Below are 26332 nucleotides of genomic sequence, written 5' to 3' on the forward strand. Positions count from 1 at the left end.
TTTAGCGGTTTGTGAGCCGCTTTATGATCTTCACTGTTTCCTCGGCCGCCCGCTCAATTTGTTCCATCGTATTGCCGAGCCCGAAGCTGAAGCGCACAGACGAACGGATGCGCTCCGACTCTTTTCCGCACATCGCGACAAGCACGTGCGACGGGTCGATTGACCCGGCGGTGCATGCTGACCCGCTCGAGGCGGCAATGCCGGCTAAATCCAAGTTCACGAGCAGCGATTCGACATTCGTTCCCGGGAAGGCGACATTCAAAATATGCGGCAGGCCATCCGGGCGGCCGTTGACCGCATAGTCGATCCCTGAGGAGCGGAAAATCGCAAGCATCGCCTCGCGCCACGCCGCATATTGCCGACGTTTCTCTTCCCTTGTTCGCTCAGCGATTTCCGCCGCCTGCGCCAAGCCGATGATGCCGGGGACGTTTTCCGTGCCGGCGCGCCGCTTCCGCTCCTGTTCGCCGCCGAAAAGGAGCGGAGTGATGCGGACCGTTTCCCGGACATACAAAGCCCCGCTTCCTTTCGGGCCGTTGATTTTATGAGCGGAAATCGACAGCAAATCGATCCCGTATTCATTCACATCGATCGGAAGAAGCCCGTACGCCTGGACGGCGTCCGTATGGAAATAAGCCGGATGATCGCGAAGCAGCGCCCCGATTTCGCGAATCGGCTGGATCGTGCCGACTTCGTTGTTGGCAAACATGACCGACACCAAAACGGTCTCATCGCGCAGCGCGGCCTTGACATCCTCGACCGATACCGTCCCTTGTTCGTCAACGGGCAAATACGTGACCTCAAACCCTTGCGTCTCTAAATATTCACAAGCGCGCAGCACCGCATGATGCTCGATGGCGGTTGTAATGATATGATTGCCGCGGCCGCGGTTCGCTATGGCCGTTCCGATGACCGCAAAGTTATCCGCTTCCGTGCCGCCGCTTGTAAACACAATCTCCGTCTCTTTCGCCCCAATCGAGCGGGCGACAACAGCCCTCGCTTCATCGACCGCGCGGCGGCTCTGCCGTCCAAAATGATGGATGCTTGACGGGTTGCCGAACTGTTCCGTCATCCACTGGACCATACCGGCAGCTACGTCTGGATGGACCGGGGAAGTTGCCGCATGGTCCAAATAAATCCGTTCCAACGGTCATTCTCCTTTCCTTTCTGTTGCTTAAATATAAAACATATATGCCCCTTCATCCCCGTCGCTATACTTCGCCAAATCTTCGAGCGTTGTGCTGTCGAGCACTTCCTCGACCGCATCGCGGATGCGAATCCATAGCTCGCGCTTCGCCGGCTCTTCCTCCTCGAGCTCCTCGACCGGGGTCAGCGGCCCCTCCAACACGCGCAAAATGTCGCCGGCGGTGATTTTCGCCGGATGCTCAGCGAGCACATAGCCGCCATACGCTCCACGAATGCTTTTGACGAGCCCGGCGTTGCGCAACGGCGTGACGAGCTGCTCTAAATAATGTTCAGATAAATTGTTCGCCTTGGCGATCGAACGAAGCGAGATCGGACGATCGCCATATTTTTTGGCCAATTCAATCATAATCGTCAAGCCATATCGGCCTTTCGTCGAAATCTTCATTCATATCCCTCCTAACCGCTTAACCCTTGCGTCCGAGTGCCGGCGGCCGGTCCAAGCAGGCGGCTTGCGACCTTTTGGCATTGCGGCAGCGCCAAGCCGGCATCGAACCGATCGTCACACAAAAAAGGAACGTGCCAAACGACACCGGGCCGCCGAGCAACCAGCCGGCCAACAGCACGAACGCTTCGATCCCGATGCGAATGTACGCCACGTTCCATCCGGTCAGCTCGGTCAAAGCGAGCATGAAACGCCTGTGTTATTATATCATAAAAATCCCTTTCCCTTCACGGCTGAACCTTGACCTCTTGTTTCAACTGCTCAAGCCGCCGGTACACCTTGGCGTAATGTTTTTCCTCGCCATGCTCTTTCGGTTCATAATAGCGGACGCCTTCCAGAGCGGAGGGCAAATACGCTTGCGCCACCCAGCCGTTCGGATAATCGTGCGGATACAAGTAGCCTTGTCCACGCCCGAGTGCAGCCGCCCCTTTGTAATGAGCGTCTTTTAAATGATCCGGAATATCGCCAAGCTTGCCGGAACGGACATCGGCAATGGCAGCGTCCAGCGCCTTGTAAGCACTGTTGGATTTCGGGCTTAAACAGAGTTCAATCGTCACAACCGCGAGCGGAATGCGCGCTTCCGGCAGTCCGAGGCGTTCCGCCGCTTCGACCGCTGCCTGTACTTTCACTCCCATCATCGGATTGGCAAGTCCGATGTCCTCATAAGCCATCACAAGCAATCTCCGGCAAACGGACGCCAAGTCTCCGCCTTCAAGCAGACGGGCCAAATAATGAAGCGCGGCATCGGCATCGCTGCCGCGCACGCTTTTTTGAAACGCGGACAACAACGAATAATAATGATCGCCATATTTGTCATGGGTAAAACCGCGGTTTGCGGTGCATGAAGCCACGATATCCTCATCAATATACAAGCGGCCGTGGCGCTCATCGGCAGCCGCAACCGCCGCCTCCAGAAGCGAAAGCGCGACGCGCGCATCCCCACCGGCTGCCTCGGCGATGCGCCATAACAACGACTCGTCAATGACAACCGGCGGCTCGCCGACCCCTCGTTCCGGATCAGCGAGCGCCCGCTTCAGAATGATCATGAGGTCATCCGGCTTGAGCGGTTTCAGTTGTTGGATTTGCCCGCAGCGGCTGCGAATGGCGGGATTGACCTCGTGAAACGGGTTTTCCGTTGTGGCGCCAATCAAGGTCACGAGCCCGGATTCGAGATGCGGCAACAAAACGTCTTGCTGCGCTTTATTCAGCCGATGGATTTCGTCGATAAACAACACGACGTTCCCTGACCAGCGCGCCGCTTCGACTGCCTCTTCGATTTCCTTTTTGCCGGCGGCCGTCGCATTGATAGCGACCCATTCGCGCCCGGCGGTGCGGGCAATGGCGTAAGCGAGCGACGTCTTCCCTGTCCCCGGCTCTCCGTAAAGCAAAAGCGATGGAACATGACCTTTTTTGACCATTTTATAAAGCGGCGTACTAGGGCCAATGATGTGCTGTTGCCCAACGATCTCATCGATCGTCCGCGGCCGCATCCGCCAAGCAAGCGGCTCCGTCGTTTTGGGCATGCCGACCCCCTCCTTGAGATTGATGACGCTATGTTCACAGACATCCTCCGATGCCGCCTATTCATTTTCGGCGAATGGGGCGTCTCCCCGTGGGAAGATCGGTGGTTTTAATAAAAATAGCGTTCAATGGCCTCCTTCAACTCATTGTACAGCGGAAGCGAGTATTTCGCCAAATAGAGCAGAAGCGCCTCCACCATAAACCGCCTAGCTGTCTCCCCTTTCTCGAGTTCTTCCTTCAATAAGCGCAGCGAGCGAAGAATATCGTCTTCAACCGGACGCAGCGCCGCCATGCGCTCTAAACAGCTGATGGCCCGTTCTTTCCATTGACTCCTCTCTTGGGTCGCCGCAGCAATGTAATCCGCCATCACCGTTTCATCGAGCAATCCCGTCTTGCCGTCAAGCAGGCTGGCAACGATGGCATCAAGCCGATCGAGCAAGAAGGGGGCAAGCTTCTCAGGAAGCAGCGGCTTTCGGTCTACCGCCAAGTAAATCAGATATTCTTTCAGCATTCCGTTGAGCATCGTCGCGCAATCAAACGAAACTGGACGCACTTGTTCGCCGTATATGTCTTCAATCGCCCGGCGATACCAGTGGAGCGTATGGGCGCGGATGCGAAACACCAGATGCTGCACCTCATGGCTCACCTTCACAGCTTGTTCGCCCAACTGCATTTGCACCAGCTCTTTATGTTCGTCAAACAGCTGGATTTGTACAGTCAACTGACGGCAAAACCGCTCGCGCGCGGTTAAGGCGGGATCAGCCTCGATTTGTTTAAGCTGGCGAAACAAGACTTCATAATGGTAGCGGAAAATCGATACAGCCAACTCTTCTTTTGATTTGAAATAATTGTAAATCGAACCTTTGGCTACTCCGCTCCGCTCGGCTATTTCCTGCATGGAGGTAGCGTGATAGCCTTTTTCGGCGAATAATTTCATCGCCGTTTCAATGATGTCCTCTTTCCGTCCCAATGTTTTCTCCTTCCTTACTCCTTCTTCATGTCCATTATAGTCGATCTTGCCATGAAAAAAAATGCCGGACGGCCCGTTATCCGGCCATCCAGCCCTGTCATTTTGCCATCGGTTCGCGTTTTGCCGTCCGGAAGAAAAACGCCTCATACATCGCAGGAATGAACACAAGCGTCAATAACGTCGACGACGTCAGGCCGCCGATGACCGTGATGGCCAGCCCTTTCGAAATCAACGTGCCGGCCTCATTCGTCAGCGCAAGCGGAATGAGCGCTGTCACAGTCGCAAAGGCTGTCATTAAAATCGGCCGCAGCCGTGTTTTGCCGGCTTCAATGATGGCGCTTCGCACCGTCATCCGTTTTTGTTCGCGGTTTTGTCCGATTCGATCCACCAGCACGATCGCATTGGTCGTCACGATGCCAATGAGCATCAACAAGCCGATCATGACGCTGATGGAAAGCGGCTCATCGGCCACATACAAAGCAAACAGCGAACCGATGGGAACAAACAAAAGGGAAGATAAAATGATCAGCGGCACCCGCACTTTGCCAAATGTAATCAGCATCGTCAAATACACAAGCCCGATGGCCGCCGCCATGGCCACACCGAGCTCGCGGAACGTCTGCACCGTCTCATCGCTTCCGCCGCCCGTTTTCACTGTGACATCGGATGGGATCTTCAAATCATTTACATGTTTCGAAATATCATTCGTTACTTTCTGAATGTTGTCGCCGACAATCTGGGCGGATACGCGGGCAAACACTTTTCCGTCCAGCTTTTGAATGGACGTATACACGTCCGCCTCTTTCACTTCGGCGACAGCTGAAAGTGGAATCACTCCGTTTCTCGTCACGATCGGAAGCTCTTTCAACTCATCGATCGATCCCAACGTTTCATCATACGAAAGTTCGACTTGCTCATCCTTGCCGCCGAGTTTCAGCGTCCCCACATCGACCGGTTTGGTCGCATCGGCCACCGCCCCCAGCAATTGCATGCCCGAAACGCCATAAGCGGCCGCCTTTTCCGGATCAATGGCGACAATCACTTGTTTTTGCTTTTCCGTCAAGTTATTCGTCACATCTTTGACATCATCGCGTTGTTTTAAATACGTCTCGACCTGTTTGGCTGCTGTTTGGAGCGCCTCCAAATCATTGGAGTATAAGTCAATATTCACGTTATTATTCGTTGGCGGCCCTCCGCTCGACATCTCTTGCACGCCCACTTTTGCCCCGGGCGCGAGCTGATTCGCGATGCGGCGCATTTCTTTTTCGAAAACGGCCACGGTTTTCGCGGTGTCAGCGCTGTCCTTTAATAGAATATAATAGCTGGCTTGATTGGGCCGCTTCAATCCTGTGCGGAAATCGCGGCTTCCCACCGCGGCGGTGACGCTCTCGACATCGCTTCGTTTTAAAAACATCTTTTCCATCTCCAACGACACATCATTCGTTTTGGCCACCGATGTGGAAGCCGGCAGTTCAATGCTCGCCACCAGCGTTTTCTGCTCTTCGTTCGGCAAAAACGTAAATCCAAGTTTCGGCACGAGCGTCAATGAACCAACCAATAGCACAACCGACAACACAAAGACAATCGCTTTATGGTTGAGCGCCCATTCAATGATTCGGCCATACAGACGCTGAAGCGCTCCTTCTTTTTCCTCTGGCGGCACACGGCGGAACGAAAATTTCGCTAAAATCGGCACAACTGTCACGGCCACCAACAAAGAGGCCAACAGGGCAAACGTAATCGTCAAGGCAAAAGGCAGGAAAAATTCCCCTATAATGCCCCCAACAAGCCCGAGAGGCAAAAAGACGACAACCGTTGTGATGGTCGAGGACACAATCGCTTTGACAATTTCTTTCGTTGATTGCTCGACTAAATCATCGCTCATGCCTGTTTTCTCCCGGCGGACGCGGCGGAAAATATTTTCGATCACGACAATGCTGTCATCCACGACTCGGCCGACGGCGACGGCCATGCCGCCAAGCGTCATGACATTGAGGGTAATATCCATACGATTGAGAAAAATGGCCGATACAAGCAGCGAGAGCGGAATCGAGACGATGGCAATCACAGTCGCCCGAACGTTGCGCAAAAAGAGCAAGACGGCCAGCGAAGCGAACAGCGCCCCGAGCAGCCCTTCACGGACAAGCGATTCAACGGATTGTTTGATGCCAGCTGACGAATCAAACCCGATGGAATAATCAAACTGATGTTTGTAGGAATTCAGCACTTTGATCACTTGGTCTGCCACTTCAATCGTATTGGCATCTTGTTTTTTCGTCACCGCCATCGACAGCGATGGCTTCAAATTATAGCGGGTGAATTCGCTTTGCTCGTTGACTTCCTCAATCGTCGCAATATCCCCAAGCTTCACGGACGCAACGCGCTGCAATCCATTCGCCGCCATAGGAACAGCTGTCGGCACGAGTTTCAGATTTTTCAACTCATGGATGGTGTTCAATTTTTCCTCGACGCGAACAGGAATTTGCCATGTATCGGTTTGCAACGTTCCAGCCGGGAACGCCAACACCTTTTCATTGATTTGGTTTTTAATCTCTGACAAGTTCAATCCCGCCTGAGCAGCCTTTTTCCGATCGACTGTGATCCGGATGAGGCGCTCGCTGTCTCCACCGATCGAAACGGAATTCACCCCGTCGATTTTATTCAATTCTGGAATCACTTCGGTTTCCAGCAACGTTTGCAGATCGGTTCCGTTTTTGGCAAACAAGGAAATGTTGAAAACCGGGATGGAACCGAATGAAAACCGATTGACTTCCGTTTGCACATTATCGGGCAATCCTGCCTTATCAATGAGCGATTCGACCTGCCGCTCCATTTTCTCCATATCCGTCCGAAACGGAAATTCAAGATTCATAACGGCCATTCCTTCATAGGAAGAACTCTGCATTTGCTTAAGCCCGTCAAGGGACTTCAGTTTTTCCTCGAGCTTGGCCGTGACCTCCTCATTCACGTCTTGCGGAGAAGCCCCAGGATAGACCACTTCAATCGACAACTGGGGAAATTCAATGTTCGGCAGCAAATCGACCTTCAAGGAGGAGAAGGAATACAGCCCTAGAAACATGAGCAAAAACGAACATACAAACACAGCTGCCGCATTTTTCAAACTGAACCTGGTCAAAAACGTCATCATGCCACCTCTCATCCCACGATTTTGACCAATCAGTCTAATTGTTTTGAACTGACCGGTCATACAAAACTATTTCTATGATACATGAAAATGGGAAAAATGAAAAGGGCGAAGTTTAAAGTGGAAATCAAACGGAAAAACTATGACCATATCAACATTACCATTTGATGGGGTGGACAACATGAAAACAAGACAGGATGCTTGGTCACATGAAGAAGATGTACTGTTGGCTGAAACGGTGCTGCAATATATACGCGAAGGAAAAACGCAACTTGCCGCTTTTGAAGTCGTTGGGAGACAACTGCACCGCACAGCGGCAGCATGCGGATTCCGTTGGAACGCCGAGGTGCGCAAACGGTACCTTGAGGCGATCGAACAGGCAAAAAAGCAGCGGAAAGAACGGAAACGGGCGCTCGAAATGATGAAAAAGTGGCAAAAAGACAGTACGGTTGCTGCTTGGAGTCCTTCTGGAGAACGGGATGGCGCCGAAGGGTCATCGCCTTTTCTCCCGGCGGCCCCATTGACACTGGAGCAGTGCATTTCATTTTTGCAAACATTGCGGCGCGGCATCGAGGAGATGGAAGCGATCCGCCAGGACAACGAGCGCCTGAAACGCGAGCGGGCGGAATGGCAGACGCGGAACGAACAGCTTGCTCAAAAACTCGAACGCCTTGAAACGAGGCAGACCACCGTGCAAGAAGATTATGAAGCGCTCGTGAAAATCATGGCCCGCGCCCGCCAGCTCGCTTCCGAAGAAGGCGACCGCTTCTCTCTTGCCCAGCTGTTTGCCGCCGAGGCGAACGGATCGAACGAATCGCTCGCCCATTCATAAAAAAAGAAGGTGCCCCAACAAGCATCGGGACACGTTTTCACCGCTGGAACGACGGACAGCGCCCGCTAACAAACCGGTGAATGCACCGATGTTCACAGGAATCTCCACCTTCCCATTTTGTTCGAAATGAAGGTGGAGTCGTTCAATCGTCGCCAACGCGCCTTATGGGAATTCCCTCTAATAGACGATGAATCACGTAGGAAGCCATAATAAGCCCGGCAACTGATGGAACGAAAGCATTCGAAGACGGCGGCATTTTCGCCTTGCGGATCGGCGAAGCGTCATTGCCGACGACCTGGCGGACATCTTCGCGGATTTTCACCGGCTTCTCGTCGGAAAAGACGACCGGAATGCCGCGGCGGATCCCTTCTTTGCGCAGCTTGGCGCGGATGACTTTCGCGATCGGATCGGTGTGTGTTTTCGAAATATCGGCAATGCGGAACCGGGTCGGATCCATTTTGTTCGCCGCACCCATGCTGGAGATGATCGGAATGCCGCGCTTGAGGCATTGTTTCATCAAATGCACTTTGTACACAATCGTGTCGGACGCATCGATGACAAAATCCAGATCATAGGCGAAAAATTGCTCATACGTCTCTTCCGTATAAAACATTTGCAAAGCGATCACCTCGCACGCCGGGTTGATGTCGGCGATGCGCTCTTTCATGAGCTCCACTTTCGGACGCCCGATGGTCGAGAGCAACGCATGGATTTGCCGGTTGATGTTGGTGATATCGACGTTATCGCGATCAACAAGCACCAATCGGCCAATGCCGGAACGGGCGAGCGCCTCGACGGCGAACGACCCCACGCCGCCGACGCCAAGGACGGCGACGGTGGCGTTTTTTAAGCGTTCCAACCCTTCAGGGCCAATCGCGAGTTCATTGCGGGAAAATTGGTGCAGCATCGTTCTCCTCTCCGTTTGCTTCAAAATTGATGTTTATGCCGCTTTTTATCCTACCATCAAGACAGCAAAAGAGGCAACGGCATTTTGCTGGCAAAACAAAACCCCTATGCGGCCATCCGCATAGGGGAAATGTTGTTGATTCCTTAATGTCGCCAGTCCCAATCGTGCCGTCGATGCCTTCGTTTTGAACCCGCTCTCCCATAGGTGGGTGCCCTGTTCCAAGGTTTGCGCTTCCCCTGTGACGAAGAGGCGTGCACGCCGCTTGGAAACCCCGAGCTCCCGGATCATAAACTGTTCGGTCAAAACGATCAGTGATCCGACGAACACATTAGGACGGTTGTTAGTTTTATTGTAACACATTTTTCAGCCTTTGTGAACATCTATTGCCAACGTTTCTTTTTCAGATGCCGCTGTTACTCGTTTTCTGGAAGCACAACCGCCAAGTGCAGCTCCTCGAGCTGCTTGTCGCTGACCGGCCCCGGCGCTTCGGTAAGCAAGCAGCTCGCGCTCGCCGTTTTCGGAAACGCGATCGTATCGCGCAAGTTCGTGCGCCCAGCGAGCAACATCACCAGCCGGTCAAGGCCAAGCGCAATGCCGCCGTGCGGCGGAGTGCCGTATTCAAACGCCTCAAGCAAGAATCCGAACTGGCGGCGCGCTTCTTCTTCGCTGAACCCTAAGGCGCGGAACATTTTTTCTTGCACGTCCCGCTCGAAAATGCGAAGCGAGCCGCCGCCAAGCTCATAGCCATTTAAGACGAGATCGTACGCCTGCGCGCGGACGGCGCTTGGGTTTGTCTCCAACAGCGGAATGTCGTCGCGCACCGGCATCGTAAACGGATGGTGGGCGGCGTAATAGCGCCCTTCTTCTTCGTCATACTCCAAAAGCGGCCAATCCGTCACCCACAAAAACGCGAGCTTCGCTTCGTCGATCAAGCCGAGCTCCTTGCCAAGCTTCAGCCGCAACGCGCCGAGCGCCGCTGCGACGATCGCTTTTTCGTCGGCGACAAACAAAAGCAAATCTCCGTCTTCGACAGCAAGCGCTCGACGCAGCGCCGCCTGTTCCTCATCGGTGAAAAACTTGGCGATCGGTCCTTTCAGCTCTTCGCCTTCCGCTTTCAGCCAGGCGAGCCCTTTCGCCCCGTAGCGGCCGGCAAATTCTCCTAAGGCGTCAATATCTTTACGCGAATAGCGAGGGGCAGCGCCTTTCGCGTTGATCGCCTTCACTTGGCCTCCTTCTTTGACGGCGCGGGCGAACACTTGAAATGCTGAATTACGGACGATTTCCGATACGTCGACGAGCTCGAGGCCAAAGCGTATATCCGGCTTGTCCGAGCCGTAGCGGCTCATCGCCTCGTCATACGTGATGCGCGGAAACGGGCGCGGGATGTCGATCCCTTTTGCTGCTTTCACGACGGCAGCCATCATCCGTTCGGTTAAATCCATAATATCCTTTTGTTCGATAAACGACATTTCGATGTCGATTTGCGTAAATTCCGGCTGGCGGTCAGCGCGCAAATCCTCGTCACGGAAGCAACGGGCGATTTGGTAGTACCGTTCCACGCCGCCGACCATGAGCAGCTGCTTAAAAATTTGCGGCGACTGCGGCAAGGCGTAAAATTCGCCCGGATGGACGCGGCTTGGCACCAAATAGTCACGCGCCCCTTCCGGCGTGCTTTTCGTCAACATCGGCGTTTCAATTTCCAAAAAGCGTTCGCTATCCAAAAAGTCGCGCACCGTCTTTGTGATTTTGTGGCGAAGCGCCAGTGTTTGAAACATGACTGGGCGGCGCAAATCCAAATACCGATATTTTAAGCGCACGTCTTCCGCCGCATCCGTGTCATCGGAAATCGAAAACGGCGGCGTTTTTGCCTCGTTGATGATCTCGATTCGTTCCGCTTGAATTTCAATGCTGCCGGTCGCGATGTTCGGATTGACCGTCTCGGGCGCGCGGGCGACGACCGTTCCTTCGACGCTTAAAACGTATTCGCTCCGCACGCGCTCCGCTGCCGCCAGCGCTTCAGCCGACACGTCCGGGCTGGCGACAACTTGGACGATGCCCGTTCGGTCGCGCAAGTCAATGAAAATGAGGCCGCCTAAGTCGCGGCGCTTTTGCACCCAGCCTTTGAGCACGACGCGCTCGCCGACGGCCGTTTCCGGCACTTCTCCGCAATAATATGTGCGTTCCATTCGCTCACTCCTCCTTCCCGATCCGTTCATGCAAAAAGTGCGCCAACTCGCCGAGCGGTACATTCGTTTGCTCGCCGCTCGCCATATGCTTTACCGCCGCTTCCTGTCTCTCGAGTTCTTCATCGCCGATAATGGCGACAAACGATGCCCCAAGCCGGTCGGCGGCCTTCAGCTGCGCCTTCAATTTTCGGCCCAAATAATCTTGATCGACCCTCAATCCGGAGCGGCGCAATGCATAAACGAGGCGGACCGCCTCGTCTTTCGCCCGCTCACCGACAGCGACGACATAGCAGTCAAGCCCACTCTCCACCGGCAATTCCACTCCTTCGGCGTCAAGGGCGGCCAACAGCCGCTCGATGCTCAAGGCAAAGCCGATGCCCGGCGTCTCCGGACCGCCGATTTCTTGGACAAGCCCGTTGTAACGCCCGCCGCCGCACAGCGTCGCCGCCGCGCCAAATCCTTCCGCTTCGCTCATAATTTCAAACGTCGTGTGGTTGTAATAGTCAAGCCCGCGCACGAGCCGCGCATCGATGACAAACGGGATGCCGAGCGCTGTCAAGTATTGTTTCACTTTCTCAAAATAGGCGCGCGATTCGTCATTTAAATAGTCTAAAATCGACGGCGCCGTCGCCATCAGCTCATGATCGCGGTCTTTTTTGCAGTCGAGAATGCGGAGCGGATTCGTATGAAGCCTCGTCTGGCAGTCCGGGCACAGCTCGTGGATGCGGTTTGAAAAATGGCGAACAAGCGCCTCTCGGTGCGCCCGGCGGCTGTCAAGGTCGCCCAAGCTGTTAATGACAAGCCGGATCCGTTTTAAGCCAAGCGCTTCGTAAATATGCATCGCTAGCGCCATCACCTCGGCGTCAATCGCCGGATCGCTGCTGCCGAGCGCCTCGACGCCGAACTGGACGAACTGGCGGAACCGTCCCGCTTCCGGACGCTCGTAGCGAAACATCGGCCCGCTGTAATACAATTTCAGCGGCTGGTTCGGACTGCCGTACAGCTTATGCTCGACAAACGCTCTGACAACCGGCGCCGTTCCTTCCGGGCGGAGCGTCAGCGCGCGCCCCCCTTTGTCTTCGAACGTGTACATTTCTTTTTGCACAATGTCCGTTGTATCCCCCACGCCGCGCAAAAAAAGCTCCGTATGTTCAAAAATCGGCGTCCGGATTTCCTGATACCCATACCGGCTGCAGAGGCTGCGGGCAATGTGCTCGACATATTGCCATTTTTCCGAGTCACCCGGCAGCACATCTTGTGTCCCTCTTGGAATTTGAAAAGCCATGCTCATCCTCCTTTGCCCAAAATAAAACGCCCTTGTCCCTGTGATCGATAGGGACGAGAGCGTCATTCCCGCGGTGCCACCCTAATTGAAGCCGATCCGGCTTCCGCTTGTCGCCATTAACGCATGGCACACGTTCCCCTTTACTGGCGCAAAGCGCGTTCAAAGGGAAACCTACGGAGTGTCTTTCGTTAAGCCATCATGGAGAAGCGCTCGCAGCCTTGGGCGCTTCCTCTCTGGCCATGTGGACCTTAACTACTTTTCTCCATCATCGGTTGTTCCGTATGAGAAAGATGTAATTTTATATTACGGACAATCTCGCCCGTTTGTCAAGTTGTCCTAGCAGCTGTGATTCATGGTTGTTCGCAAAGAGAAAGTAACTATTCACCCCAGTGCTAGTGTATAAAAAAGCCCAGCACAAATAGGGCATTTCGGTCATAGAAAATGCCCTAGGTAGCGGAAAGAACTCGATCGATCGTTTCGCCTGCCAACAGAAGACATAACGAATCCCACACGTTTTTTTCGTGTTTCGTCAGTGTGGAAACGATGCTTCTTGCGATGCAAAACGACTGCGCGAATGTTTCTTCGCGAAACGTACCCGAAATGTTCTCTTTGACTTTGACCATGCGAAGATCGCGTTCGGCTTGGTTGTTATCAAAGGGAACATGTACTTCACGTAAGAAACGCAGCGCTTCTTCCTTTCGTTTTTGAAGGCGTCGAACAAAAGCGAGTGCTTTTTTCGGAAGAGGCGTCATCGTTTCCAATCGGTGTTGTGCTCTTTCTAGGATGCGATCATACACTCGTTCCCACCGTCTCGCTTCTTCTTCGGAAAGTGCACCGTGATGGGCTTCGACGGCTTGCTTGGCGGCTAACAGAAACGTGGTCATGCGCATCGCCCACGTATGCCCCTGTTCGATGAATCCTTTTAACTCACGCAAATGGTGGGCATGACAAAGGGCATGGGTGGCATGTGTGTATTTCGGATACGTACCGAACGCATCGTGCATCATCGTCCCTTCATATCGGGGAAGAATCCCGATATCATCGGTCGCTTTTTTTCCACGAGAAGCGTGAGGAGCCAAGTATGTATATCTCGATGTACACGCGACATGCACCCATGCGAGTTTCCCATTGATGCGCAAACTCGTTTCATCGACATGCAGGATGTTGGATTCAAGTAAGGCGTCTTCGATGATGTCCATATTTGATTCCAGCGCTTCGCGTCCTCGTTTCACCATATTGGCAAGGGTTCCTGTACTAATCGAGTGTTGATATAACGCTTCGATTGTATCACTTAAACGCTTGTACGGGATCAATTGGATATGATGTAAATAAACAACGAGCGCCGTGAGCCGTGGACCGTATTGCACATGATTCGTGACATGGGATGGGAATTCGGCTTGTTGCACGCATCGACAATGTGGACACGATTTCACTTCACGTTCATGTTGTGTCACCTCGATCGCCACAGGAGGGACATCAAACACTTGACGGATATCGACTTTGAACGGTTTGACTTCACGCAAAGAAGCTCCACATCCTTGACACGTATGCACACGGTGGACGACACGATGATGTGGATGTTCCACTTGACGGAGCGTCTTCCCCTCATGTCCCTCTTGCCCACCAGGCTTTTTGCCAGACGGCTCGCGGGAGGAACGCTTTTTCTCAAAACGGTCAGAAGATGGGGGCAAATGGCTATTGGAGCTGTTTTTTTTCGTGCGTGCTTCCAGCTCTTGAACACGGTACTTCAGTTGTTCATTTTCTTTGCGTAGTTGTTTGTTTTCGTGACGCAAATGTTCATTTTCTTGAATGAGTTGATGAATGAGCTGTTTTTGTTGTTGAACTTTGCCGATTAAGCTCTCAACTGTAAATACAGCTTGTTGTACCGTCAACATGCGATTCACCTCCTTGTCTATCAATATTCACATCATAGACAAGGAAAGAAGAAAATATTCAGCTCACTTTATGATGTGGCTGAATAGTTACAAGAGAAAAACCTTGATGTCTCATCGCATTTTTCTCCTTGTTGTAAAAAAAGAGAGCCGATTCATTGAACCGCCCCTCCATGGGATCGAAGAGGCGGTCCACCTTCGGCTCTCTTTAATGGCGAATCAAATAATCAAACGCGCTTAACGCTGCGGTTGCACCCGAGCCCATCGAAATAATGATTTGCTTATAGGCGCTGTCCGTGCAGTCGCCCGCGGCAAAGACGCCTTCAATGTTCGTCGCGCCGCGTTTATCGACGATAATTTCACCGAAGCGATTCCGTTCCACCGTTCCTTCCAACCATTCGGTGTTCGGAACAAGGCCGATTTGCACGAACACGCCTTGCAATTCGATATGATGTTCTTCCCCTGTTTCCCGGTCAATGTACGTCAAGCCGTTGACTTTGTCCGTGCCGGTGATTTCCGTCGTTTGCGCGTTTTTAATCACCGTTACGTTCGGCAAGCTGTACAAACGATCTTGCAAAACAGCATCGGCCTTGAGTTCAGGGGCGAACTCAAGCAGCGTCACATGGCTGGCGATGCCAGCGAGGTCAATCGCCGCTTCGACTCCAGAGTTCCCGCCGCCGATGACCGCCACGTGCTTCCCTTCGAACAGCGGGCCATCGCAATGCGGGCAATAGGCGACCCCTTTGTTTTTGAACTCTTCCTCGCCCGGCACGCCAAGGTTGCGCCAACGGGCGCCCGTTGCGATCACAACCGTTTTGCTTTTCAACACGGCGCCGTTTTCCAACTCGACTTCAATCAAGTCTTTTTTCTCGAGTCGTTTTGCCCGCTGCGAGTTCATGATGTCGACGTTGTATTGCTTCACATGTTCCTCAATGCTGGCCGCAAGCTTCGGTCCTTCCGTATATTTGACGCTGATAAAGTTTTCAATGCCGAGCGTATCTAAAATTTGTCCACCGAAGCGCTCCGCAACAATCCCAGTGCGAATGCCTTTGCGCGCTGCGTAAATGGCTGCTGTCGCACCCGCAGGGCCGCCGCCGATCACCAACACGTCGAACGGCTCTTTGTCAGCAAAGGAAGAAGCATCCGGAGCACTCCCTAATTTGGCGAGGATATCTTCAAGCGACATGCGGCCGCTCGCGAACAGTTTGCCGTTTAAAAACACCGTCGGTACGGCCATAATCCCTTTTTGCTCCGCTTCTTCTTTAAACGCCGCCCCGTCGATCATCGTATGCGAAATGTCTGGGTTCAACACGCTCATGATGTTGAGCGCTTGGACGACGTCCGGGCAGTTGTGGCAGGTCAGGCTGACGTACGTTTCAAAATGATGTTTGCCTCTGATTTGTTGAATGCGGTCCACGACGTCTTGGCTGACTTTCGGCGGCCGCCCGCTCACTTGAAGCAGCGCCAAAACGAGGGACGTAAATTCATGGCCGAGCGGCACGCCGGCGAAGGTGATGCCGGTGTTTTCGCCGACCCGGTTGACGCTGAAGCTTGGCGTTCGTTCCAGCTTCGCTTTTTCCACTTTGATTTTCGACGACATCGCCGTTAATTCATCGATTAAAGCAAGCATATCGCGGGAAACGTTGTCGTCTCCCGCGCTTACCGTCAAGACAATATCATTTTCAAGCAATTGCAAATACTGGGCTAGTTGCGCCTTGATGTCAGCATCCAGCAGCATCGCCTAAGCCCCCCTTAAATTTTGCCGACGAGGTCTAGGCTTGGCTTCAGCGTTTCCGCTCCTTCTTTCCATTTCGCCGGGCAGACTTCACCCGGATGGTTGCGCACATATTGGGCCGCTTTAATTTTATCAATCAGCGTGCTGGCGTTGCGGCCGATGCCGTCCGCATTGATTTCCACCGCTTGAATGACGCCGTCTGGATCGATGATGAACGTGCCGCGCTGCGCCAATCCTTGTTCTTCATCGAGCACATCAAACATGCGCGACAGTTGATGCGAAGGATCGCCAATCATCACGTATTCGATTTTGCTGATGGCTGGCGATGTATCGTGCCATGCTTTATGAGTAAAGTGAGTGTCGGTCGAAACCGAGTACACTTCCACGCCAAGTTCTTTAAACGTCGCGTAGTGATCTTGCAAATCTTCGAGCTCCGTCGGGCAGACGAACGTAAAGTCCGCTGGATAGAAGCAAACGATGCTCCATTTCCCCATGAAGTCTTGCTCTGTCACTTCGATGAATTCGCCGTTGTGATACGCTTGGGCACGGAATGGTTGTACTTTTTTCCCAACCAAAGACATTGCTTCATCTACCTCCTGCGACTGTTAATTTATAATAATTTTAAACCAATACTTATTATCATATAGGGGCATATGTTTGTCAATACATATGCAATGGATTTTTTCCTCTACCGAGCCGGATCAGTGTTGAGCGGATGCGCAGCGCTCATTCGCAGCTGTTTCGTCTGAACGGCCACACCGCCTAGGCCCACGAAACATCCACACGCCCCGTGCGCTCCTTCCAACTCGCCATGTTTACGGGCGGGGCTGCTGTTTTTTCAACATTTGTACGTCTTTCGGCGCCACACCGAATTCGGATGCCAACTCAAACGCTCTATATTGGGCCTCGAGCCGCACCCATTCGTGAAAGTCGACGGACAGCACATCGCTTGCCTGGTGCGCCTGTTCACTTTTTCTCGTCTGCCGCATCGCCCTCCTCCTTTCTCTGCTATGCCACTGTTTTCATCTTTCCCATTTTTCGCCGAAAATAAAAAAGAAACCGGGAAACTTCATCTGTTTCCCAGTTTCTCGCTGCTGTCGATGATCAAGGTGACTGGCCCGTCGTTTGTGAGCGATACGTCCATCATCGCACCGAATACGCCGGTTTCTACATGAACGCCTCTTTCGCGCAAAGCGGCGTTGAACGCCTCATACAGCGGCAAGGCATGGTCGGGCTTGGCCGCCGCCATAAAGTTCGGGCGCCGGCCTTTTCGGCAGTCGCCGTAAAGGGTGAACTGCGACACCGACAGCACCGCCCCGCCGACGTCAAGCAAGGAGCGGTTCATTTTTCCGTCTTCATCTTCAAAAACGCGCAAATGAGCGATTTTCTCAGCCAAATAGGCAGCATCGTCTTCTGTATCTTCATGCGTGATGCCAAGAAGGACGACAAAACCCGCATCAATGGCACCAACGACTTCGCCGCCGACGGTGACTTTGGCCTCTTTCGCCCGCTGGATGACCGCTCTCACTTGCATCCCTCCTTTCGCCGCCCTTAGTTGTTCATCAAGCGCTGGACGGAATAAATGTCGGGAATTTGTTTGATTCGTTCGACGACTTTTTGCAAGTGGCTCAAATTATGAATGGCGATTGTCATATGGATCGTCGCAATTTTATGTCGGTGGTCTGAGCGTCCCGAGACGGCGGAAATATCGGTGCGCGTTTCATTCACCGCCTGCAGCACCTCATTCAGCAAACCGCGGCGGTCAAATCCGGTGATCTCAATGTCCACGTTATATTCACGCTCGCCGTTTGCTCCGCTCTCCCATTCTACGGCAATCAACCGATCGGCCGCTTCTTCGGTCTTGACGTTCGGGCAATCGGCGCGGTGGACGGAAATGCCGCGGCCGCGGGTAATGAAGCCGATAATTTCATCGCCCGGCACCGGGTTGCAGCAGCGCGACAAACGGATGAGCAAGTTGTCCATTCCTTGGACGCGAATGCCGCAGTCGCGCTTTTTGCCAGCTGGCAGCTTGGCTTCGAAGACCGCTTCGGCCAGTTTGCGCTGCTGTTCCTCGAGATCGCGCTGCTTCCGCCATTTTTCCGTCAACCGATGGGCGATTTGCGCCGCTGTGATGCCATGATAGCCGACTGCCGCATACATATCGTCTTCGTTCGAGAAGTTGAACTTTTCGGCGACGCGCTTTACGTTGTCCGCCGTCATCACTTCTTTCGGCTCAAAGCCGAGGCTGCGCACCTCTTTTTCCACCATCTCTTTGCCTTTTTCGATGTTTTCTTCGCGCCGTTGCTTTTTGAAAAACTGGCGGATTTTGTTGCGCGCCTGCGACGTTTTCGCCAGTTTCAGCCAGTCTTGGCTCGGACCGTACGAATGATTGGAAGTTAAAATTTCGACGATGTCGCCCGTTTGCAGCTTGTAGTCAAGCGGCACCATTTTGCCGTTGACTTTCGCCCCGATCGTCTTGTTGCCGATTTCCGAATGGATGCGGTAAGCGAAATCGATTGGCACCGATCCGGCCGGCAGCTCGATGACATCGCCTTTTGGCGTGAAGACGAACACCATGTCGGAAAACAAATCCATCTTGAGCGATTCCATGAACTCTTCGGCATTGCTGGCGTCGTTTTGCCATTCCAAAATTTCCCGAAACCAAGACAGCTTTTCTTCAAACGAGTTGGGTTTGATCGTCTTTCCTTCTTTGTACGCCCAGTGGGCGGCGATCCCGAACTCGGCGATTTGATGCATTTCAAACGTGCGGATTTGCACCTCAAGCGGTTCGCCTTTTGGGCCGATCACCGTCGTATGGAGCGATTGGTACATGTTCGGCTTCGGCATGGCGATGTAGTCTTTAAAGCGCCCGGGCATCGGTTTCCAACATGTATGAATAATCCCCAATACAGCATAGCAGTCTTTGATGCTGTTGACGATGATGCGGACAGCGAGCAAATCGTAAATTTCGTTGAACTGTTTATTTTGCATCACCATTTTTCGATAAATGCTGTAAATATGTTTCGGACGCCCGGAAATTTCGCAAGGAATATGCACTTCGTTGAGCCGTTCGCGCACTTCTTGAATGACTTCCTCCAAATATTGCTCGCGCTCGGCCCGCTTTTTCTTCATTAAATTGACGATGCGGTAATATTGCTGCGGGTTTAAATAGCGAAGCGCCGTATCCTCAAGCTCCCATTTGATTTTCGAAATGCCGAGCCGATGCGCGAGCGGAGCGAAAATTTCGAGCGTCTCATTGGCAATGCGCCGCTGTTTTTCGGCCGGCAAATGTTTCAATGTCCGCATATTGTGCAGCCGGTCGGCGAGCTTGATCAAAATGACCCGGATATCTTGCGCCATGGCCAAAAACATTTTCCGGTGGTTTTCCGCCTGCTGTTCTTCCTGCGATTTATATTTAATTTTCCCAAGCTTCGTCACCCCGTCGACAAGCATCGCCACTTCCGCGCCGAACTCGCGCTCGAGGTCTTCTTTTGTCGCCTCGGTGTCTTCGATGACATCATGCAAAAACCCGGCGGCGATCGTTGTCGCGTCCATCTTTAAGTCCACCAAAATGCCCGCGACTTGAATCGGATGGATGATGTATGGTTCGCCCGATTTCCGAAATTGGTCGCGATGGGCGTGCTTGGCAAACTCATACGCCTTTTTCAAAAAGGCGACGTCTTGTTCCGACAAATAACAGCTCGCTCGTTCAAACACTTGCTCCGCTGTCAGCACTTGTTCATTGGCCATAGGGTTGAATCACCTTTTTAATCGATTAAAATTGAAGCTGCAAAGCACAGAGGTCCGTTGCGTTCATACGGTTAATAAGAAAGAGCACTCATGTGTGAGTGCCCCTTTTTTCTTTATTGTATCCGAAGATGCGAACAATGTCGACTGTTTAAAACTGCATCAGCGTCAAAATATCGTAGCCTTCCAATTTTTTGCGGCCGCCAAGCTCGGTAAGCTCAATCAAAAACGCCAATCCGGCCACCACTCCGCCGAGCTGTTCCACCAAATCGATCGTCGCCCGCATCGTCCCGCCCGTCGCCAGCAAGTCGTCGGTGATCAACACGCGCTGCCCTGGCTTAATGGCATCTTTATGCATCGTCAAGACATCTGTTCCATATTCCAGGCCATACTCCACACGGACGACTTCGCGCGGCAGCTTCCCTTCCTTGCGCACCGGCGCAAATCCGACGCCAAGCGCATAGGCGACTGGGCATCCGATGATAAAGCCGCGCGCTTCCGGACCAACGACGATATCGATTTGTTTTTCGCGCGCATATTGAACAATTTGGTCGGTCGCATATTTGTACGCCGGACCGTTGTCCATCAGCGTTGTAATATCTTTAAACATGATGCCCGGCTTCGGGAAATCGGGCACAATCGTAATGTATTGTTTTAAGTCCATGATACGTTTGCCTCCTCGTGCGTTTGCGAACGTGTCATTTCCGCCAAACAGCGTTTCAATTGCTCGTAAGTGGAATAGACTAACTGATGCTCCGCCTCGAGCTCGTCCCGCCGCCGGCGGTACGTCGGCGATTCGTGCAAATCGCGCTTCGCCGGCTGATGAACGAGCGAAATGACGCCGTTTTGTTCGCTGATAAAGTCAAGCTCTAAAAATACTTTCGCCATAAAATGAACCGTCTCTTCCGTCCAACCGCGGGCGCGGGCCAGCTCACCACCGCGCTTGGCGAGCGGAAACGAACGGTGTTGATGCAAAAAGGCGTAAAACCATTTAAAATGTTCGCGCGTCGGAAACGTGCGGAAAAATTGCGCCTCGGGCTGGGCAAACACCGCGTAAATGCGCGCCGGCCGCCCGCTGCCAAGAAGCGCCGACAGCAAGGCCAGCCGCGGCGGCACGTCAAGCAGCACGACATAGCGGTCGTCAATCGATAAGGCGCCCGCCTCTTCTTCGGTCGGCACGCAATGAAGCTCCCCGCGAAATGGCGCCACGTCCGGGCGCTGCCCAGTTTCACAGCGAAAGGAGACGACTAGCCGCTTCTCTTTTGGCAGCCGCTCAAGAAGTGGACGGACGTCGCGGCAGCCGCGGACGTCAAACAGCTGGCAGTCGCTGACCGCCAGATCACACAACGACAGCTGCGGCTTGGCGAACCCGTTCCATTCGTTCACCGACAGCTCCCCGACCGCCGAAATGCGCGCATCCGGAGCGATTTCTTCGCATAACGGCCCAAGGCCGAAGCCGATGGCATCGATCGCGGCCCCGTCTTGGGAAAAGACGGCTTTCATATGGGCTCCGTTCGCCCCGACGCGCCGCATGGTTTCAACGGACGCCCCTTCAATGAGAACAAGCGGCCGCGGATTGCCGACGCCAAACGGAGCGAACCGCTCAAGGCTGCGGGCGGCCGACAGCGTCAACTCAGCAATCGAACAGGAAGCATCAATGAACGTCGGCGGCGTAAAATCGTCCTCAGACAACGTTTCGGCGGCGATGTCGTTCAGCCGTTGCCGTAATTCTTCGACATCATCAAGCGACAATGTCATCCCCGCCGCCATCGGGTGGCCGCCAAAGTGCGGCAACAGGTCGCGGCATTGCGACAGGCTGGCGAATAAGTCAAACCCATGAATGCTGCGGGCTGACCCTTTGGCGATCCCTTTTTCCCGGTCGATTGAAAGCACGACCGCCGGGCGGTAAAACTGCTCGACAAGCTTAGAAGCGACAATGCCCACCACTCCGGCATTCCATCCTTCGCCTGCCACAACCAAGACGCGATGTTCCTCAGGAGGAAATTGGCGGCGCACCATGTCCGCCGCTTCTTCAGCGATTTGTGCCACAAGCTGCTGACGTTCGCGGTTTAACTCGTCCATCTCCGCCGCCAGCTGCACCGCTTCGTTCTCATCGTCCGTCATTAAGAGCGCCACTGCCGGATCGGCGCCGCCGAGGCGCCCCGCCGCGTTCAAGCGCGGAGCGATGACAAATCCGACCGTCTGTTCGTTGATGGCCGCCGCATCAATGCGGCATTGCCGAAAAAGAGCGCGCAGCCCGATGCGCTCCGTCGCTCGCAACGCTTCAAGCCCGTGTGCAACAAAGAGGCGGTTTTCCCCAACAAGCGGAACCAAATCAGCGATCGTGCCGATCGCGACCAAATCAAGCAAATGGCGCGGCACCCGCCCAAGCAAGGCATGGGCTACCTTAAACGCAACGCCGACGCCGGCTAAATCGCGAAACGGATATGTACTTCCCGGCTGCTTCGGATGAATGATCGCATGCGCCTCCGGCAACACCGGACCTGGCTCGTGGTGATCCGTTACGATGACATCCATCCCCCACTCGTTGGCGGCCGCAATTTCCTTGACCGCCGCAATCCCATTGTCGACGGTCACAATGACGGAAACGCCGCGCTCTTTTGCGGAGCGAAACGCCGCCATGTTCGGCCCGTATCCTTCCGTAAATCGGTTCGGAATGTAGAACTCGACCGACGCCCCCGCCTCCTTGAGAGCACTCACCATCACCGACGTGCTGCAAACGCCATCGGCATCGTAATCGCCGTATACCAACACGCGTTCACCCGCGTCGATCGCCCGCTTTAGACGCTGAATCGCTCGCTCCATCCCATCAAGCAAAAACGGATCATGAAACGGTTGCTCAAGCGGATTGAGAAACGCCGCCGCCTCCGAGGCCGTCCGCACCCCGCGGCGGACGAGAAGCCTCGCCAATAAGGGCGTGACGCCGGCTTCCTCAGCCAGCCGCCTCACCGCCTGCTCATCGAGGCGCTCCACCTCCCAACGCGTTTTCGCTTTCAACATGTCTCCCACCTCAACTCTCCTTATTATACAAAAAGGAGAAAAGGGCAGGCAACGACATTACGGTTTTTTTTCCGGGTTGTACGGGTTGATGTGAACCATGACATTGCGGACGCGCGGCAGCGTCAGCAGTTTTTCTTTCACTTTCTTTCCGATCCGGTGCCCCTCTTCGACCGTCAATTGCGGATCGACGGCGATTTTCAAATCGACGATGACGTAATGGCCGTGCTCGCGCGCATGCAGCTCATTGATTTGCCGCACATCGGGAATGGACAAGACCGCCTCGCGCAAATAGCCGGCCTCTTCCTCGTGAAGCACATGGTCGATCGCCGTATGGACCGACTGTCGGCCAAGGTCCCATGCCATTTTCAGAACAAGCAGCGAGACGAACAATCCGGCGAGCGGGTCGGCGTATACAAGCCAGTCAATCTCCCATTTTCCACCGACAATGGCGGCGCCGACGCCGATGAGCGCAGCAAACGACGAAAACACATCCGATCGGTGCTCATAGGCGTTGATGATCAGCGCATCGCTGTTTAGCTTTTTCCCGAGCCGGTATTTATAGCGAAACATCGCTTCTTTGACAGCAATCGACAACAACAAGACGTAAATGGCGGCCGCCCCGGGCGGCGACAGTGGGGCGAAAAATGACAGAAACGCCGAGCGCCCGATCTCGATCCCAACGAGAAATAGAAGAACCGCCACAATAATGGCGGCGATTGATTCCGCTTTCCCATGCCCGTACGGATGATCCTCATCCGGCGGGCGCGCAGCGGCCCGCAGTCCGACCCAAACGGCGAACGAGCCGGCAACATCGGACGCTGAATGGGCGGCATCAGCGATCAACGCTTGGCTTTGGCTCCACACGCCGACCGCCGCCTTGACAGCAGCAAGCGCCATATTTCCAGCGATCCCGACGATCGCTGCCGTTTTCGCCTGCCTGAACCGCTGTTCGTGTTCCATGGCCATCTCCCCCACCTTTGCATTCAGCAGCCTCACGCGCTGCCTATGTTGCATCTGACGGTTAGTGTATCCATTTTCCGCCCTAAGCATTGCACCGAACAAAAAGGCGCCGGAAAAGCACATTCGCTTTTCCGGCGCGCTGTTACACTTGCGGTTCGGCCTCGGCCGCCGCTTTTTTGGCTCCTTTCCCTTTTTTGAGCTCCTGTCCTTTCCAAACGACCCAAAGCTGAGAAGCGATGCAAAGCGACGAATAGACGCCGCACACAAGTCCAACGAGCAAGGCGAGGTTGAAATTGCGGATCGCTTCGCTGCCAAAGATGAGCAACGCGATGACCGTAAACAAGACGGTCAAGACGGTATTGACCGAGCGCGTAAATGTTTGCTGCAACGCCCGGTTGACGATATGCTTCAAGTCGTCGACCGTTTTCACTTTCCGCTTTTTCATCAAATCCCGGATGCGGTCAAACGTGACGATCGTATCGTTGATCGAGTACCCGATGATCGTCAGCACCGCGGCGATGAATGTCAAATCGACTTCAAGACGCGTCAAGCTGAACACGGTAATAATAAAAAACGCATCGTGCAATAAGGCGACAATGGCTGCGAGCGCCATTCGCCACTCAAAGCGAATCGTCACGTAAAGAATGATGCCGATGGATGAAATAAGCACAGCAATGAGCGCGTTGCGAGCCAGCTGCTTGCCGACGACCGGAGAGACGGTGCTGATGTTTGGTTCGTTGCCATACGCTTGCTTCAATTCATTTTTCAGCTTGGCAATTTCTTGCTTATCGAGCACGCCAATCAAGCGGACGACGCCTGTTTTCCCATCCGTGCCGGACAGGACGACATCTTCCGGCTTGTAGCCGAGCCGCTCGAAATAGCCGCTCAACTCTTTTGCATCGATCGGCTGGCTGCTCGTCACCTCAACGCGCGTTCCGCTCGTGAAGTCAATGCCAAGATTCAGCCCCAGGGCAAACAACGAGATGACGCCGGCGATCGTCAATGCGCCAGAGAAAATGAAAAACTTTTTGCTATGTTTGACAAAATCCCAGCGGTCAAACTTCGTCGGCACTTCCGTTTCCTCGGTCGTTTCGGCAATGTTTAAGATTTCCGACTTTTTGACGCCAAACCACTCCGGCTTTTTATCGAGCCAGCGGCTTGACACAAGCAGTCCGAGCAACAGCCGCGTGCCGTAAACGGCGGTGAGAAAGCTGACGACGATGCTGATGATGAGCGTCGTCGCAAACCCTTTCACCGAGCTTGTCCCGTAAATAAAAAGAACAGCGCCGGCGATGATCGTCGTAAGGTTGGCGTCAAAAATCGTCGCAAACGACCCGCGGTTGCCAGCACGGAACGCCGACAGCATCGACTTGCCGAGCTTCAGCTCCTCTTTGATCCGTTCGTACGTAATAATGTTGGCATCGACCGCCATCCCAACCCCCAAAATCAGGGCGGCAATGCCTGGCAGCGTCATAACGACGTTCATCCAATCAAACAAAAGCAAAATCAAATAAATGTATACCGACAGCGTAATGACGGCGATGATCCCGGGAAGCCGGTAAAACCAAATCATGAACAAGAAGATCGCCGCCACACCGATGATGCCGGCCAACACCGTTTTTTGCAGGGCGTTTTTCCCAAACTGAGCGCCGACGGACGTGGAGTAAATTTCATGCAGCTCGACCGGCAGCGCGCCGGCATTGAGCAAATCGGCCAGCTGTTGCGCTTCTTTGACCGTAAAATTGCCGACGATCGACACATCCGTCTGATTGAACACTTGGTTGACTGAAGCGGCGGAAATAAATTTCGGATCAGCTTTGCCCGCTTCTTTCCGGTAGGAGTCCACCCCTTCTTTAAAATCGAGCCAAATGACTAAAATGTTGTTTGGCGGCCCCATTTTATATACTTTTTCCGTCACCTGGCGGAACTTGTCGGCGTCTTTCAATTTCAGAGCGACGCTCGGCCGGCCGTTTTCATCAAACGACAGCTTCGCTCCGCCTTGGACGAGGTCGCTTCCGTCCATAAGCACGTTGTCATTGACATCGCGGAACGTCAATTTCGCCTGCGTGGACAAAATTTCGCGCGCCTCATTTTGGTCTTTCACCCCGGCGAGCTGGACGCGGATGCGGTTTCCTCCCTCGATGTCAACGCGCGGCTCGCTGACGCCAAGGACGTTGATCCGTTTATTCAGCGCGCTGACGGTGCTTTGCAGCGTCTCTTGGTCAATCTTATCGCCTTTTTTGGCCGGCTTCACTTCATACAGCACTTCAAAACCGCCTTGCAAGTCAAGGCCCAGTTTGATGTTATGTACAATTCCTTGAATCGTCGGCCCCATCACTCCGGCGAACAAAAGCAGGAGCAGAAAAAAGGCGACGATGCGGCTTCGTTTTACCATTCTCCTTAAGATCCTCCTTCAACTTGCCTCGGCGCCGTCCGCCGCAGCGCCAAGCAAAACATTGGCCTCGCCTTCCATTATGAAACAGCAG

At 53.7% G+C, this 26332-nt stretch carries 20 protein-coding genes, 1 other RNA gene and 1 other annotated feature; of the genes, 1 reads left to right on the forward strand and 20 read right to left on the reverse strand.

Translation table 11 applies throughout. From position 1 onward, the window contains the following. Position 1: 1 nt before the first annotated feature. From GT3570_RS12555 to GT3570_RS12580, 6 genes are all read right to left on the reverse strand, one after another. The gene (locus GT3570_RS12555) at positions 2 to 1144 is read right to left on the reverse strand and encodes a cysteine desulfurase family protein (RefSeq protein WP_011232041.1); all 1143 of its coding nucleotides are present in this window, start codon (positions 1142 to 1144) and stop codon (positions 2 to 4) included. A 27-nt stretch (positions 1145 to 1171) separates the two neighbouring features. Then, positions 1172 to 1588 carry a cysteine metabolism transcriptional regulator CymR gene (gene cymR, locus GT3570_RS12560; RefSeq protein ID WP_011232042.1) on the reverse strand — a complete coding sequence of 139 codons (417 nt, stop codon included), beginning with the start codon at positions 1586 to 1588 and terminating at the stop codon, positions 1172 to 1174. A 19-nt stretch (positions 1589 to 1607) separates the two neighbouring features. Then, positions 1608 to 1832, reverse strand: coding sequence for a hypothetical protein (locus tag GT3570_RS12565; RefSeq protein WP_011232043.1), 225 nt, complete (start codon positions 1830 to 1832; stop codon positions 1608 to 1610). A 40-nt stretch (positions 1833 to 1872) separates the two neighbouring features. Beyond that, positions 1873 to 3168 (reverse strand): replication-associated recombination protein A, encoded by a 1296-nt coding sequence (locus GT3570_RS12570; protein WP_011232044.1) that lies wholly within the window; start codon positions 3166 to 3168, stop codon positions 1873 to 1875. Between the two features lie 107 nt (positions 3169 to 3275). Beyond that, positions 3276 to 4136: a TetR/AcrR family transcriptional regulator gene (locus tag GT3570_RS12575; RefSeq protein ID WP_011232045.1), complete on the reverse strand. Its 861-nt coding sequence runs from the start codon at positions 4134 to 4136 to the stop codon at positions 3276 to 3278. A 97-nt stretch (positions 4137 to 4233) separates the two neighbouring features. Next, complete coding sequence (locus tag GT3570_RS12580; RefSeq protein WP_062898835.1) at positions 4234 to 7281, reverse strand: efflux RND transporter permease subunit; 3048 nt, start codon at positions 7279 to 7281, stop codon at positions 4234 to 4236. 181 nt (positions 7282 to 7462) lie between these two features. Between GT3570_RS12580 and GT3570_RS12585 the strand changes: the two genes are divergently transcribed. Further along, the gene (locus tag GT3570_RS12585; protein WP_014196405.1) at positions 7463 to 8113 is read left to right on the forward strand and encodes an RsfA family transcriptional regulator; all 651 of its coding nucleotides are present in this window, start codon (positions 7463 to 7465) and stop codon (positions 8111 to 8113) included. Between the two features lie 142 nt (positions 8114 to 8255). Here GT3570_RS12585 and GT3570_RS12590 read toward each other — a convergent pair whose 3' ends face one another. From GT3570_RS12590 to secDF, 14 genes are all read right to left on the reverse strand, one after another. Continuing rightward, positions 8256 to 9020, reverse strand: a complete 765-nt coding sequence (locus GT3570_RS12590; protein WP_014196406.1) for a tRNA threonylcarbamoyladenosine dehydratase — start codon at positions 9018 to 9020, stop codon at positions 8256 to 8258. Between the two features lie 151 nt (positions 9021 to 9171). Beyond that, positions 9172 to 9358, reverse strand: a non-coding RNA gene (ssrS, locus tag GT3570_RS12595) — 6S RNA. Positions 9359 to 9433: 75 nt separating this feature from the next. Continuing rightward, positions 9434 to 11206, reverse strand: a complete 1773-nt coding sequence (gene aspS / locus GT3570_RS12600) for an aspartate--tRNA ligase (RefSeq protein ID WP_011232049.1) — start codon at positions 11204 to 11206, stop codon at positions 9434 to 9436. A gap of 4 nt (positions 11207 to 11210) precedes the next feature. Continuing rightward, positions 11211 to 12491 (reverse strand): histidine--tRNA ligase, encoded by a 1281-nt coding sequence (hisS, locus tag GT3570_RS12605; protein ID WP_011232050.1) that lies wholly within the window; start codon positions 12489 to 12491, stop codon positions 11211 to 11213. A gap of 46 nt (positions 12492 to 12537) precedes the next feature. Further along, positions 12538 to 12769: a binding site (T-box leader), on the reverse strand. Between the two features lie 168 nt (positions 12770 to 12937). After that, positions 12938 to 14386 carry an IS66-like element ISBst12 family transposase gene (locus tag GT3570_RS12610; protein WP_062898466.1) on the reverse strand — a complete coding sequence of 483 codons (1449 nt, stop codon included), beginning with the start codon at positions 14384 to 14386 and terminating at the stop codon, positions 12938 to 12940. A 205-nt stretch (positions 14387 to 14591) separates the two neighbouring features. Then, on the reverse strand, positions 14592 to 16121 hold the full coding sequence (ahpF, locus tag GT3570_RS12615) for an alkyl hydroperoxide reductase subunit F (RefSeq protein ID WP_011232051.1): 1530 nt from the start codon (positions 16119 to 16121) through the stop codon (positions 14592 to 14594). Positions 16122 to 16135: 14 nt separating this feature from the next. After that, positions 16136 to 16699: an alkyl hydroperoxide reductase subunit C gene (gene ahpC / locus GT3570_RS12620; protein WP_011232052.1), complete on the reverse strand. Its 564-nt coding sequence runs from the start codon at positions 16697 to 16699 to the stop codon at positions 16136 to 16138. A gap of 234 nt (positions 16700 to 16933) precedes the next feature. Continuing rightward, positions 16934 to 17107: a hypothetical protein gene (locus GT3570_RS18770; RefSeq protein WP_014196408.1), complete on the reverse strand. Its 174-nt coding sequence runs from the start codon at positions 17105 to 17107 to the stop codon at positions 16934 to 16936. An 80-nt stretch (positions 17108 to 17187) separates the two neighbouring features. Continuing rightward, entirely contained in the window at positions 17188 to 17646 is a 459-nt protein-coding gene (gene dtd / locus GT3570_RS12625; protein WP_011232054.1) for a D-aminoacyl-tRNA deacylase, read from the reverse strand. 23 nt (positions 17647 to 17669) lie between these two features. Further along, positions 17670 to 19868 (reverse strand): RelA/SpoT family protein, encoded by a 2199-nt coding sequence (locus tag GT3570_RS12630; RefSeq protein ID WP_011232055.1) that lies wholly within the window; start codon positions 19866 to 19868, stop codon positions 17670 to 17672. Positions 19869 to 20016: 148 nt separating this feature from the next. Continuing rightward, complete coding sequence (locus GT3570_RS12635) at positions 20017 to 20529, reverse strand: adenine phosphoribosyltransferase (protein ID WP_013144641.1); 513 nt, start codon at positions 20527 to 20529, stop codon at positions 20017 to 20019. After that, positions 20520 to 22886, reverse strand: coding sequence for a single-stranded-DNA-specific exonuclease RecJ (recJ, locus tag GT3570_RS12640; protein ID WP_042380643.1), 2367 nt, complete (start codon positions 22884 to 22886; stop codon positions 20520 to 20522). The genes GT3570_RS12635 and recJ overlap by 10 nt, the downstream gene beginning before the upstream one ends. A 57-nt stretch (positions 22887 to 22943) precedes the next feature. Beyond that, positions 22944 to 23852, reverse strand: a complete 909-nt coding sequence (locus GT3570_RS12645) for a cation diffusion facilitator family transporter (RefSeq protein WP_014196411.1) — start codon at positions 23850 to 23852, stop codon at positions 22944 to 22946. A gap of 136 nt (positions 23853 to 23988) precedes the next feature. Then, positions 23989 to 26241, reverse strand: a complete 2253-nt coding sequence (secDF, locus tag GT3570_RS12650) for a protein translocase subunit SecDF (RefSeq protein WP_047758105.1) — start codon at positions 26239 to 26241, stop codon at positions 23989 to 23991. Between the last annotated feature and the right edge of the window lie 91 nt (positions 26242 to 26332).

The organism is Geobacillus thermoleovorans (assembly GCF_001610955.1).
Taxonomy (GTDB): Bacteria; Bacillota; Bacilli; order Bacillales; family Anoxybacillaceae; genus Geobacillus; species Geobacillus thermoleovorans.

Coding starts and splice junctions, on each gene's coding strand:
- cymR (WP_011232042.1), bottom strand. CDS start 1,588: ATGAAGATTTCGACGAAAGGCCGATATGGCTTGACGATTATGATTGAA.
- GT3570_RS12565 (WP_011232043.1), bottom strand. CDS start 1,832: ATGCTCGCTTTGACCGAGCTGACCGGATGGAACGTGGCGTACATTCGC.
- GT3570_RS12570 (WP_011232044.1), bottom strand. CDS start 3,168: ATGCCCAAAACGACGGAGCCGCTTGCTTGGCGGATGCGGCCGCGGACG.
- GT3570_RS12580 (WP_062898835.1), bottom strand. CDS start 7,281: ATGACGTTTTTGACCAGGTTCAGTTTGAAAAATGCGGCAGCTGTGTTT.
- GT3570_RS12585 (WP_014196405.1), top strand. CDS start 7,463: ATGAAAACAAGACAGGATGCTTGGTCACATGAAGAAGATGTACTGTTG.
- GT3570_RS12590 (WP_014196406.1), bottom strand. CDS start 9,020: ATGCTGCACCAATTTTCCCGCAATGAACTCGCGATTGGCCCTGAAGGG.
- aspS (WP_011232049.1), bottom strand. CDS start 11,206: ATGGAACGCACATATTATTGCGGAGAAGTGCCGGAAACGGCCGTCGGC.
- hisS (WP_011232050.1), bottom strand. CDS start 12,491: ATGGCTTTTCAAATTCCAAGAGGGACACAAGATGTGCTGCCGGGTGAC.
- GT3570_RS12610 (WP_062898466.1), bottom strand. CDS start 14,386: ATGTTGACGGTACAACAAGCTGTATTTACAGTTGAGAGCTTAATCGGC.
- ahpF (WP_011232051.1), bottom strand. CDS start 16,121: ATGCTGCTGGATGCTGACATCAAGGCGCAACTAGCCCAGTATTTGCAA.
- ahpC (WP_011232052.1), bottom strand. CDS start 16,699: ATGTCTTTGGTTGGGAAAAAAGTACAACCATTCCGTGCCCAAGCGTAT.
- GT3570_RS18770 (WP_014196408.1), bottom strand. CDS start 17,107: ATGCGGCAGACGAGAAAAAGTGAACAGGCGCACCAGGCAAGCGATGTG.
- GT3570_RS12630 (WP_011232055.1), bottom strand. CDS start 19,868: ATGGCCAATGAACAAGTGCTGACAGCGGAGCAAGTGTTTGAACGAGCG.
- GT3570_RS12635 (WP_013144641.1), bottom strand. CDS start 20,529: ATGGACTTAAAACAATACATTACGATTGTGCCCGATTTCCCGAAGCCG.
- recJ (WP_042380643.1), bottom strand. CDS start 22,886: ATGTTGAAAGCGAAAACGCGTTGGGAGGTGGAGCGCCTCGATGAGCAG.
- GT3570_RS12645 (WP_014196411.1), bottom strand. CDS start 23,852: ATGGCCATGGAACACGAACAGCGGTTCAGGCAGGCGAAAACGGCAGCG.
- secDF (WP_047758105.1), bottom strand. CDS start 26,241: ATGGTAAAACGAAGCCGCATCGTCGCCTTTTTTCTGCTCCTGCTTTTG.